The organism is Micromonospora sp. WMMA1947, assembly GCF_027497355.1.
In the GTDB taxonomy this organism is placed as follows: Bacteria; Actinomycetota; Actinomycetes; order Mycobacteriales; family Micromonosporaceae; genus Micromonospora.
In genome coordinates this window covers 5183472-5196178 of record NZ_CP114909.1, presented here as the reverse complement: position 1 = coordinate 5196178, position 12707 = coordinate 5183472, and the positions used below count along the sequence as shown (strand labels likewise).

The window sequence follows — 12707 nt, the reverse complement described above, 5'->3', positions numbered from 1 at the left end:
GGCCGGGACGGACATCGCGAAATGACCTACCCGCGGTCTAGCACGAAACCGGTTCGTCGAGGGCGGTCGCCCTGATCAGTGCCTCTCTGCGCGTCGCACGGCGAGGACCGTGCCATCGCGGCCGACCGACAGCACCCCGCCGTTCAGCGGGGTTCGCGCCCACTGGCGAAAGGTTTGCGGTGCTGCGCGGAAATACGCGCCGAGCTGACCGTCCGCGAGCTGCCGGTAGAGGCTGCTCTCCACACCGCGGAAGACCTCCAGAATCTCGCCGTCCGGCAGGGGCGCTCGGTAGCGGGTGCCCTCCGCTCGCAGACCGTTGGGCAGCCGGAGCGTACGCGCAGTGCTCGACGCCCACGGCAGGTCGATCTCGAACAACGTCTGCTGGCCGAGATCGGGCTGTTCGTCACGCTGGCGAGGTGTCGCGTACGCACGCGCGGTGCCGTTGTCCCCCGCAAAGAGAAGTGCCGTCGCCGCTGCGGCGCGGGTCAGGATCTGGGTGAACCAGCCACGCCGCTCAGCGGGAATGTCGAACACGTCGGGGCGACCGGGGGGCAGATCCTCGGCAGGGGAGACGTCCGAAGCCTCGGCCCGGAGATCGGCGTCGGCCGGCACCTCCCAGGTGCGGGCCTCGTCGGGCGGTGCGGGTTGCGGCCGCCAGTCCTGGTCGCCGGGTGCACCACCCAGCAGCTCGTCCAGCTCGTCGTCCGCGCCCGACCACAGCTCGTCGTCCCCCGGCGGGTCAAGCACGTACGAGGTGATCCGTGTCCGGGACAGGTAGGAGGCCACCATGAGCGACGGCTGGCTGCGCCCGCCCACCCGCAGCGCGTCCACCTGGACGGCCGCGCGGGCAAGCTGTCCATGAGCGAAGCCCGGGGACTGGTGGGTGCCCTTGCACTCCAGGACGACGATCTTCATGCCGTTGCGCCGGCCGGAGCGGTGGTGGCCCAGCAGGATGTAGTCCGGTCGTTTCGTGGTCCTCGGCGTGGTGGCGACCTCGCCCACGCCGTCGAGGAAGCCGGCCTTCAACGCCACCTCCGCGTCGACGGCGTGGAAGTCCCAGCGCGGATACTGCCGTCGCAGCACCTCCTTCGCCACTACCAGGGCCAAGCCGATGCCCAACTGCTCCGACTGGGCCACCTTGTGGTGATGAACGACGTTGCCAGCATGCTGGGACAACGCGAGATGACCATCGCGTACGTCCAGCGTCGCGCAGTAGCGGACATGGGCCCAGTGTCGGGCCACCTGCGCCAGCGGCGACGCGGTCAGGAACGTGGTGGCCACGCCCAGTTCGTGCAGCACCTGTGCCGGACTGGTGCGAATCGCGGCACCGATGCGGATCCACGTCGGCGGCTTGCCGTAGCGGTAGGCGTCGTTGTCCCGGGCGCGTTCCTTGGCGTACGCGAGCACGTCGCTGACGAGTTGCTCGGAGGACTCGGCCGCGAGTGTCGACTCGGCACCGAGAGAGCGCACCAGTGATTCGATCTTCACGCTTACCCCCAGGGTGAGGCACAGCGTTCGTCTCGGACACCCAGGGTTGCCGATCAAATGCTCACTGTCAATGCGGTCGGAGTGCCGCGCGCAGAGTTCTGGTTGGTCTGGGCAGTCCTGGGCGGTGGCAGCCCGGCGTCAGGAGCAATGGCGCGGTCCCAGGGGCGAAGGCGCCAAGCCGCAGGCGAGGCGGGCGTCAAGATGCTACGGAGGTGGAAGCGGCTACCCCGCATGGGCGCTCGTGGCGATTTCGGCGACGAGGTCGAACAGCCGATATTCCTACAGTCTCATTGACACCATCCGGAATGGACCGGTAGCAGTATTGGGCACGGCTTCCGCGCCCGCGCGGCTGAGCTGCATCGTCCCCGGGGAGATTACTTGAAGGCGAACGAGACGACCGTCCGAAACCTGCTGCAAGGCGAGAAGCAGTATGTCGTACCGCTCTACCAGCGCCGCTACAGCTGGAAGCGCAAAGATCTCGCACAGGTTTGGGCTGACGTGATGCGGGTGACGGAGGTGAGTGACAACGCCACACACTTCCTCGGTTCGGTGGTCCTCGCGCCGAGTCCGGCTAACACGCCGACCGGCGTGCAGAGCTGGCTCGTCGTGGACGGGCAACAACGGTTGACGACACTGAGTATCCTGCTGTGTGCGATTCGGGATCACGTTCAAGAGTCCGACGCGCAGCTAGCGGCCAAGATCGACGACATGTACCTGTTCAACAAGTATGCGTCGGGGATGGAGCGATACACGCTTCTACCCACGAAGGCCGACCGAGCGGCGTGGTTGGCGCTCGTGGAAAGGGACCCCGGTGCTGGTGGTGAGGATCGGATCGGCGAGGCCTATCGCTTTTTTCGGGCCGCGCTCGTCCAAGCCGACGACCCGGACGATGACCATGATCTGATTCGGATCGAGCAGGCGGTAGCGGCGAGGTTGAGCCTCGTGGAAATCGCCGCCCACCCGGATGACAACGTCCACCGCATCTTCGAGTCACTCAACTACACCGGCCAGCCTCTCACCCAGGCGGACCTGCTGCGAAACTACCTCTTCATGCGCCTGCCCGCTCGGGGTGACCACGTCTACGAACGGCATTGGCTGCCTCTTCAGGAGTTGCTCACGGATAAGCAGCTTGAGGACCTGGTCTGGCTGGACCTGGTGCTCCGTGGGGACGACCGCGCCACCCAGGAGGCGATTTACCAGTCGCAGCAGCTGCGCCTCGGCCAATTGTCCGGTGAGGCCGCGATCGAGGAGTGGATCATCGATCTCCACCACAAAGCGCGCCTGTTCCGCAAGATTCTGAAGCCGGGCGAAGTCGCAGATCCGATCCTGCGGCGGGCGTTGGACCGGCTCGACCGCTGGGGTGCGGCAGTGGTCCACCCCATCGCTCTCTATGTCCTGCTGGCGCACGAGGCGCGCCGCCTCAGCTCGGTCGAAGCCGCTGATGCACTACGGGTCGTCGAGAGCTACCTGGTCCGTCGCATGATCGCGGGCATCGCCAGTGCCAACACCAATCGAATCTTGATGTCGCTGGTCAAGGACCTGGGAGAACAGGTCCCCTCGGCCAAAGCGATCACGCGGGCGCTTTCAGGGGTCCGAAAGAAGTTCCCCACCGACCAGTACATCCGCGAAGCCGTGCTGGTGAACAGCTTCTACTGGCTGGGGCGCGGTCCGCAGCGCAGCTACGTGCTGCGCTGTATCGAGGAGGACTTCGAGCACAAGGAGCCCATCAACTTCGACACCGCGAAGGTCACCATCGAGCACGTGTTGCCGCAGTCCCTGACGGACGAGTGGCGGGAGATGCTGGCTCCCGACCTGGAGGCCGACGAGACGGTCGAGGAACTACACAGCTCTCTGGTGCACACTCTCGGGAATCTCAGCCTGACCGCGTACAACCCCAAGCTGGCCAACGACGGATTCGAGGCCAAGAAGAAGATCCTCCGCGACAGCGGACTCGCGATGAATCGTGAAATCGCTGACTCGCCCCGGTGGGGTCGAACGGAGATCCTCGCGCGTGGCCGAGCCCTCGCTGACCGAGTCCTGCTCATTTGGCCGGGCCCCGACGAATCGGCCGCGGTGACTCCACCCAGCCCACGCTGGTCCCTGATGAACCAGGCTCTTGCCAGCATTCCTGCCGGCCGCTGGACCAGCTACTCGGACATCGCGGAGGTGATCGGCGTATTCCACCGCGCGGTTGCCGGACGCCTCGCCAGTGTCCAGGTTCCGAACGCCCACCGAGTCTTGAAGATCGACGGCGCCATCTCGGCAGACTTCCGCTGGCCCGACCCTCAACGCCGAGACGACCCACGGACCGTGTTGGAGGCCGAGGGTGTGCGCTTCGACCATGCGGGTCGGGCGGCAGCTGACCAGCGGATGACCGCCACCGAACTAGCGCGCGAGGTTGGTCTCGACACCAGCGAAGACGGGGAAGGCGAGGAGCCGGCAGCCGCATAAAGAGCCTGCCCGCCGGCGTCGAGGTGATCGATGCTGGCGGGCAGGAATGCGAAGATGCGCTCCCGACTACTGCCTGTCGCGAATCTGACTTATGCGTGGTTCAGCCCATCCGGCAGGTCAGAGCCCGGTAAGGGGTGAAGTAGCATGCGGCGGTGATCCGCTCATGAGACCGACGATCGCCGCCGACACCCTGCGCCAGACCCTCACCCAGTACCTGACCACGACCTTCGGTCTGACCGAGGACGACGTACGCCAAGGCCTGGAAGGCTTCTTTTCTCACCAGCAGCAGGGCATCTTTCGCGGGCCGTACCTGCGAATCCGCACGCCCTTCCGCCCGGCGGCGGGTGACTGGCGCGCGTGCCTCGACTGGGCGCCGGCCGACTTCACCCCCTACCTGCACCAGGCGAAGGCGTTCGCCCGGCTCTCGACTCGGGGCAAGGCGGCCGAGCCGACCCTGATCACCACCGGCACCGGCTCCGGCAAGACGGAGTCGTTCCTGATCCCGGTGCTCGACCACTGTCGTCGGCAGCGCCAGCAGGGGCGGGTCGGTGTCAAGGCGATCCTGCTCTACCCGATGAACGCCCTGGCGACCGACCAGACGCAGCGCATCAACGATCTGCTGACCGATCCGGCGCTGGCGGGGATCACGGCCGGCCTCTACATCGGGGACGTCGCGGCCATCGAGTACCGCCACGTGATGACGAAGCGGTCGGAGATGCGGCGGACCCCGCCGGACATTCTGATCACTAACTACAAGATGCTGGACCTGCTGCTCCAGCGCGGTGACGACCTGCCGCTGTGGGAGGGCGCGGAACCGGCATACGTGGTGCTGGACGAGTTCCACACCTACGACGGCGCCCAGGGTACGGACGTGGCGATGCTGTTGCGCCGGCTCGGTGCCGCGCTCGGGCTGGCCGAGGCGGACCGTCCGCTGGGTGGCATCTGCCCGGTTGCCACCTCCGCCACCCTGGGTGAGGGCGGTGGCCGGGACGGCCGTACGGCCATCCGGGAGGTCGCCGAGCAGGTGTTCGGCGTGGCCTTCGACGCCGATTCGCTCGTCGGTGAGGACCGCTACGAGCCCGGCGAGTTCATGGAGCATCAGGACTTCGGGCTGCCCCTGCCCACCCCGGAACAGCTCGCCGCCGTCGACGACCGGAACCCGGGGTTCATGGCCGAGGTCGCCGAGCTGGTGGTCGGCCAGCGCTGTGCCGACGATCCGCGACGTCTCGGTGAGCTGTTGCGCCGGCATCCGCTCACCAAGGCGGTGCTCGACTCGCTCCAGGCCCGGCCCTGCACTCTCGAAGAGATCATCGACGTGCTGCCCCGCAAGAACGCCACTGGCTGGGGCAGCGCAATGAAGACACGGCCGGAGGTGACCGCCAAGGCGCTCGCCCGGTTCGTGGGCCTGCTGTCGCTCGCCGGGAACCCGGAGGTACCGGGTCGTCCGCTGCTCAACATCGAGACGCACCTGTGGGTGCGGTCCGTCTCGCGGCTGCTGCGCGGCACGTCCCGTCAGCCTGCCTTCGGCTGGTACGGCGAGCCGCCCCGGGAAATCGACCCGTACGTGCCGGACGCCGACGTCGTCATCGCCGACAACCGCTACCCGCGCCTGCCCGCTGTCTACTGCCGGCACTGCGGACGGTCCGGCTGGATGGCGCTGTCGCCGGAGAAGGACCCGCAGGAACTGGAGACCGACCCGGACAAGATTTACCGAGCCAGTGTCGGACGGGACAAGCGCCGGGTCCGCGCGCTGATCGCCGCCACCGACGACGAGATCCAGCAGCGTACCGGAGGGCTGCTGGTGCTGGAGTACGGTCGGCGGGTCCGCCCCTTCGACGAGCAGCGCGACCGGGTGCGGTCCGACGACACGCTCGTCGTACTCGGCGACCTCGGCGCCATCGACGCGGCGGAGAAGGACCGTTGTCCGTCCTGCTCGATGGACCACGGCATCCGGTTCCTCGGCGCCGGGCTCGCCACGCTCGCCTCGGTGGCGATCACCCAGCTGTTCACCGGCGGCGAGCTCGACGAGCACGAGAAGAAGACGCTGCTGTTCAACGACTCGGTGCAGGACGCCGCGCACCGTGCCGGGTTCGTCGCCAACCGGTCGTACGCCTTCTCCCTGCGCTCGCTGCTCGCCAGCCGCCTGCGGCCCGGACAGTCGGTGGGGCTGGACGACCTCTTCGTCGAGATGATCGAGAAGGCCGCCGAACCGGAGATCCTCTCCACTGTCGTCCCACCCGACCTGCACGATCGGCCGGACGTCGACAGCCTGCTCGCCGGTGAGCACAACGGCACCCGGGAGACCTGGTCGCTGATCAGCGAGCGGCTCGTCTTCGCCACCGTGATGGAGACCGGTCTGCGTTCCCGCCAGGGACGCACCCTGGAGCTGACGCGCAGCGTCGCGGTCGAGGTGGCCCTCGACGATCCCGCGAAGGCCACCGCGATCTGTCGCGACGTGCAGAGGACCGCGCCGGGCCAACTCGGTGGCACGCCTCCGGACGACGCTCGCTACCTCGCCTTCCTCCGCGGCCTGCTGGAGCGGCTGCGCACCCGCGGCGCGATCTACCACGAGTGGCTGGTGCCATACCTCAAGCGGGGCGGCACCCGGTGGCAGGTGTGGGGCGGCCGGCCCGCCGGCATGCCCGCCTTCCCGCGCGGCGTCTCCGCACCTGCCTTCCTGCTCGCGACGCCGAAGTCGAAGTCCGAGTTCGACGCCATCACCGCGCGGGGCAACTGGTATCAGGACTGGACCTCGCGCTGCCTTGGCGTGGATCTCGCTGCGGCCGCTGCCTACTTGTCCAGCCTGATGCCGGCGTTGGCCGCCGCCGGCATCGTCGCGGTCGGCGACACCGAGGACGGCAACCAGGTGTACGGCCTGACGCCCGGCCACCTGCGCGTCACCCGGCTCGACGACGACGCCGCCAAACGAGCGGGGGTTGCCTGCGACACCTGCCACTGGCAGCAGACGGAACACCCGGACCGGGTGGCCGGATGGGTCGGCCAGCCCTGCCGGCAGTACCGCTGCCGCGGCCTGCTGCGGGCCGCCCACGACGACACCGCGCCGGACGACTACTACCGGCGGCTCTACCTGGAGAGCTCGGTCTTCCGGGTCGTCACCGGCGAACACACCGGCATGCTCACCCGCGCCCAGCGGGAGAACGTGGAGAAGCAGTTCCGCGACGGCCGGCGGTACACCGACCCGAACGTCCTGTCCTGCACGCCCACCCTGGAGATGGGCATCGACATCGGCGCGCTGTCCGCGGTTGTGCTCGCGTCGCTGCCGCACGGCCCGGCGAACTACGTACAGCGGGCCGGCCGGGCCGGCCGTAAGAGCGGCAATGCTCTCGTGCTCACACTCGTCGGCCGCAGTGAGCGGGACCGCTACTACCTGACCGAGCCGAGAGACATGATCGCCGGGCAGATCGTGCCGCCCGGCTGTTTCCTGTCCGCCGTGGAGATCCTGCGCCGGCAGTACCTCGCGCACCTGATCGACCTGGCGGCGCGCGGCCGGCTCCCCGGGGTGCTGCCCATGCCGCGCCGCGCGCACGTACTCTTCGGCCCGAGCGGTTGGCTCGCCAACCTCGCGGAGGCGGCCCGGCGCGACGGCGTCGACCTGGTGACGGGCTTCCTGGCGCTCTTCGGCAACAAGGTCCTGACCTCCGCTGTCGAGGAGTTGCGGGAGTTCGCCGTCGACGGGATCGTCCACCGGGTCAAGGAGGCGGACGAGACCTGGGAGCTCCGGTTGGCGGACCTGCGACGTCGGCTCCGGGAGATCGCCAAGGCCCGTGCCACGCTCGTACCCAGCGACCCCGATCACGCCCGCGAGATCCGGATGCTGAAGGCGGAGGAAGCCGCTGTCCGCCGTCGGCTGCGCGATGTGAGCGCCGCTGCCGCCCACGGCACGCTGGTCGAGTTCGGGCTGCTCCCGAACTACGCGCTCATCGACAGCCGTACCGATCTCGAAGCGACACTGACCTGGGAGGAGCAGGTCGACGGTGACCGCCGGTTCCACAGCGAGCTGCGCGAGTACGCACGCCCGGCCCGTCCGGCCCTCGTCGAGATCGCCCCCGGCAACAGCTACTACGTCCGGGGCTACAAGCACGAGATCTCCGGGCTCGACGTCGGCCCGCCCGACCGGCCGACATACGAACAGTGGCGGATCTGCGCGCAGTGCGGGTACGTGCGTACCCACCTGGCCAAGGAGGACACCAGCGCATGCCCGCGCTGCGCGGACCGGGGCATCGCCGATCACGGCCGGTTGTTCCAGGTGCTGCAGCCGAAACGGGTCTACAGCCGGGACAAGCGCGACGACGCCCGCATCCGGGACGACAGCGACGACCGGGACCGCCGCTTCTACGCCACCACCGTCGCCGTCGACATCGACCCGGCCAAGGTGGGATCGTCCTGGCGGCACGCGCACGACACCTTCGGCGTCGACTACAGCCGCCACGCGGTGATCCGCCACTTCAACCTCGGGGCCCAGCGCTACGACCGGGCTGCCGAACTATTCGCCGGCGAGGAGGTGCGGATCAACAGGTTCCACACCTGCACGTCCTGTGGCGGCACCACCGTTGACGGAGCTCCGGTGACCGGCCAGCAGCTCGCCGCGCAGGCCTCGGGTGCCACGGTCATCCAAGGGGCTGAACACCACCGACCCTGGTGCCCGTACCGGCGGTCCGCCGCCGGGCCTGACACGCACGTCGACCTGGTCCTGGCGCACGAACTGGAGACCGAGGCGCTGCGCATCCTGATCCCGGCAGCGACCGCGATGGTGCAGGAGCGGTTGCTGTCCTTCGCGGCGGCGGTCCGGCTCGGTATCGCAGCCCAGTACGGCGGCGAGCCCGCCCACCTGCAGACCGTCTCGGCCACCATGCCGGATGGCCAGAGCGACGGCACCCGCAACTTCGTCGTCGTCTACGACACCCAGCCGCAGGGCACCGGCTATCTGCACCGCCTTGCCGAGCCCGAGGAGTTCCGGGCCGTCCTGCGGCTTGCCCGCCGGCAGATCGCCGACTGCGAGTGCCGCAACGAGGCGAAGCCCGTGTGCCACAGGTGCCTGCTGCGGTACGCCCGCAACGAGCACTTCGCGCTGATGAGCCGCGACGAGGCGCTGGGCATGCTCGACAAGCTGCTCGACAACTGGGGTGTCGAGGAGGGCACCCGTACTGACGAGATCTCGCTGATCCATCAGGTGGAGAGTGAGCTGGAGTTGCAGTTCCTCACCAAGCTGCTGGCCCTCGGCGAGACGCCGGGCTCGGGGCTGCGCATCGACCGGCGGCGGGATCACGACGGCGCCCGGATCGCTGACCTGCGATTCGTCAGCGACGGCGGGCAGAACGTCACACACTGGCAGATGAAGCTGCAGAACACCGTCCGCGGTACTCGGCCGGACGTGCACTTCACGCGCCTCGACGCGCCGTCCCCGGAAGTGGCGGTCTACCTCGACGGGTTCAAGTACCACGCCTCGCCGCAGTACAACAGGCTGGCCGACGACGCCGACAAGCGCGCGCGCCTGCGTGCCCACGGCTATCTCGTCTTCGCCGCCACCTGGGACGACGTCAAGGCGTGGGGAAGCAGCGACGGGTCGGGCCGGTGGACGCCGTACGGCGGCGTCTCCAGGCAGACCGCCCGCGAGCGGTACCGGCAGTTCCTGCCCGGCGCCGACCCGGACGAGTTGGAACAGGCCGTCTGGACCAACCCGATCGAGCAGCTGATGCGGTTCCTCGCCGAGCCTGACCTCACCCGGTGGCAGCGGCGTGCGGAGGCCGTCCTGGCGGGCCTGCTGAAGCAGGCTCGGGACAACTCCACCACCGACTCCAGTGGTGTCGCGCAACGAGTGGTCGCTTCCCTCCGGGACGAGCCGCTGCCCGGTGCCGCCGCGGCACGGCACATCATGGTGGCCCGTGCGCAGGACAACACCGGCTGCCTGATAACCGTCGTCATGGATGCCCGCACCAAGCCGCTGCCCACGTGGTCGGCGCTCGCCTTGGTCAACGATCTGCCGGGCGCGATGGCCGACGGTGGACACAAGGCCCGCTGGGCGGCGTGGCTCACCTGGGGAAACGTCATCCAGTTCCTCACGCACGGCGGAGGTGACGCGGGGCAGCTCGCGGTTTCCGCCCTGGACTCGTTCGACCCGATGTCGCTGGCCGTCACCGAGGGCACCGGGCTCGTGTCGGCGCAGCGGGCTCTGCCACTGGACGAGGAGACTGCCACCTGGCTCGGTACCGCGCCGCAGTCGCCGGCCGGCGGGACGGAACCGGTCGAGGACGAGTCGCCTTGGCACGACGTCCTGCGCTACATGGACCGCGAGGAGAGCACGCTGGAATTGCTGGTGCAGCAGTTGGCGCGGCAGAACCTGCCCGCCCCGGTCGTCGGCTACGAGCTGGGTGATCAGGCATGGCCGGCCGAGCTGGCCTGGCCGGCGCGGCGGATCGCCATCGTGCTGACCGGCGCGCCCGGCGACCCGGAGACGGAGGACCGCGACCGGGCGTACACGGAAGCGGGCTGGCATGCGCGTACCGCACGGGAATGGTCGGCCGAGGAACTGGCGGCGCAGCTCGCGGCAACGAGTGGGGGAGAGGACTGATGAGCACCGGAGCGATGCTGCGCATCCTGGACCGCGCGGACAAGGAGGTCATGAAGTTGACCCGCGCCGACATCGGCGCGGTGTACGAGTTCATGCACAAGTTCCGCAACAACCCGGACAATCCCGGGCTCAAGCTAAAGTCGCTCAACGGTGACTCGCGACTGATGTCCGCTCGGGTCAGCCGTGACTACCGGGCGCTCCTGCTGCACATCGCCGACCGGGACTACCTGCTCGTCGCGGTCAAGCACCGGGGCGAGGTGTACGACGACCTGTCGCGTTACGCGTACCGGATCAACCGGGTGACAGGTGGCATCGAGGTCGTCGACCTGGCACCGGTCGGGGACAGCATCGTCGGGCGGGTCATACCACCGGAAGCCGAGCCGACGCTGACGCAGAAGCCGCTCTTCGACTCCTACAGTGACGCCCAGCTCCTGGAGCTGGGCGTGTCCGAGCCGCTGCTGCCGCAGATCCGGGAACTCACCACCGAGGCCGAGCTGCTCGAACTGCTTGATCGTGCGCCGCAGCTCACCACAGATGTCCTCTTCGCGCTCTTCGACGGCAAGCCCTACGAGGAGGTGCTCCAACAGGTCACCGAGCCGGTACGCGCGGACGAGCCGGTGGACCCGGAGGACTTCGAGGCGGCCGTGCAGCGCCCCGCGACGCAGGTGACGTCAGACGACGAGGCTCTGCAGGCGATCATCGGCGAGGCGTTCGAGCGCTGGCAGATCTTCCTGCACCCGACGCAGCGGAAGCTGGTCGAACGCAAGTACAACGGCCCGGCGCGCGTCGGTGGGGGCCCGGGCACCGGCAAGACCATCGTCGCGCTGCACCGGGTGGCCCATCTTGCCCGGCACCTGCCGCCGGGGACCGACAAACCGATCCTGCTGACCACCTTCAACCGCAACCTCGCCGCCGATCTCCGGACCCGTCTGCTGGCCCTCGGCGGTCAGGAACTGGTGGCCCGGGTGGACATCATCAACATCGATCGGCTGGCCAGCCGCGTCGTGACCGAGGCGAAGGCGGGCGCGAACCGCAACGTCGTCAGCGACAATCAGGTGCCCGACCTCTGGGGTGAGTTCCTGCTTGAGGCCGGCGCCTCCGGTTGGGACGCGGACTTCCTCGCTGCCGAGTGGACACAGGTGATCCTCGGCCAGGTGCTGAATTCGCGCGCCGAGTACTTCAAGGCGCGCCGGCCCAACCGGGGTCGCAGCCTCACCCGGATGGAACGGGATCAGATCTGGCAGCTGACCGAGCGGTTCACCTTGTGGTTGGAGGCCCGCGGCGTCTGGACCTGGCGCCAGGTGGCTCAGCGGGCGGCGCGCCTGGAGATGGACCGGGCAGCGGAGTCCGGTGAGTCGTCCAGTGGGTTCCGGCGCCCTCGCTACGGCCACGTCGTGGTGGACGAGGCGCAGGACCTCAGCGCGGCCCACTGGAAGATGCTGCGTGCCATGGTGCCCCCGGGTCCCGACGACCTCTTCCTCACTGGTGACACCCATCAGCGCATCTACGACAACCACGTCACGCTCGGCAGCCTCGGTATCAACATCCGCGGTCGGTCGTCCCGTCTCACCTTGAGCTATCGCACCACCAGACAGATCCTCGCCGACGCGCTCCAAATCATGACCGGGGAGGTGTACGACGACCTGGACGGAGGCGAGGAGGACCTGGCGGGCTACCGTTCCCTTCTGCGGGGTGCCCGGCCCGTGTTCCACGGTGCCGCGACCTGGACGCAGGAGCAGGACTTGATCGTCACGCAGCTACGATCCTGGGGCGATCCGGTCGACGGGTCGCTGGCTATCTGCGTCCCCACCCGGGAACTGGCGGCCGACGTGCTAAGCCGGGTTGCGGCAGAAGGGCTGCCCGTCGTGGAGATCGGCCCGGATGGCCCGAAGCAGCCGGATGGCATCCATGTCGGCACGATGCACAGGTTCAAGGGCCTTGAGTATCAGCGCATGATCATCGCCGGGGTCAGTGACGGTCTGGTGCCCCGGCAGGTGATCAGCCGGTACCGGGACAGCGATCCGAAGCGATACCAGCGGGAACGCCAGCGCGACAGGTCCCTTCTCTTCGTCGCCGCCACCCGACCCCGCGACGAGCTGGCGGTGTTCTGGCACGGCACTCCGAGCCCGTTCCTCACCGCCCGTCTCGTGCAACGACAGGCGACGTGAGAGTCTGCCGG

Annotated in this window: 4 protein-coding genes; 3 read left to right on the top strand and 1 reads right to left on the bottom strand. The window is 68.6% G+C overall.

Translation table 11 applies throughout. From position 1 onward, the window contains the following. Positions 1-75 precede the first annotated feature (75 nt). The gene (locus O7604_RS24465; protein WP_281577916.1) at positions 76-1488 is read right to left on the bottom strand and encodes a hypothetical protein; all 1413 of its coding nucleotides are present in this window, start codon (positions 1486-1488) and stop codon (positions 76-78) included. A gap of 378 nt (positions 1489-1866) precedes the next feature. On the opposite strand from O7604_RS24465, the gene O7604_RS24460 reads away from it, so the two are divergent. The 3 genes from O7604_RS24460 to O7604_RS24450 all read left to right on the top strand — a co-directional run bounded on the left by O7604_RS24460 (position 1867) and on the right by O7604_RS24450 (position 12696). Next, positions 1867-3939, top strand: coding sequence for a DUF262 domain-containing protein (locus tag O7604_RS24460; protein ID WP_281577915.1), 2073 nt, complete (start codon positions 1867-1869; stop codon positions 3937-3939). Between the two features lie 163 nt (positions 3940-4102). Then, positions 4103-10528: a DEAD/DEAH box helicase gene (locus O7604_RS24455; protein WP_281577914.1), complete on the top strand. Its 6426-nt coding sequence runs from the start codon at positions 4103-4105 to the stop codon at positions 10526-10528. Continuing rightward, complete coding sequence (locus O7604_RS24450) at positions 10528-12696, top strand: UvrD-helicase domain-containing protein (protein WP_281577913.1); 2169 nt, start codon at positions 10528-10530, stop codon at positions 12694-12696. The genes O7604_RS24455 and O7604_RS24450 overlap by 1 nt, the downstream gene beginning before the upstream one ends. Positions 12697-12707 lie beyond the last annotated feature (11 nt).

What these genes read in the sequence shown, in the direction of transcription:
- O7604_RS24455 (WP_281577914.1), top strand. Translation starts at nt 4,103, where the DNA reads ATGAGACCGACGATCGCCGCCGACACCCTGCGCCAGACCCTCACCCAG.
- O7604_RS24450 (WP_281577913.1), top strand. Translation starts at nt 10,528, where the DNA reads ATGAGCACCGGAGCGATGCTGCGCATCCTGGACCGCGCGGACAAGGAG.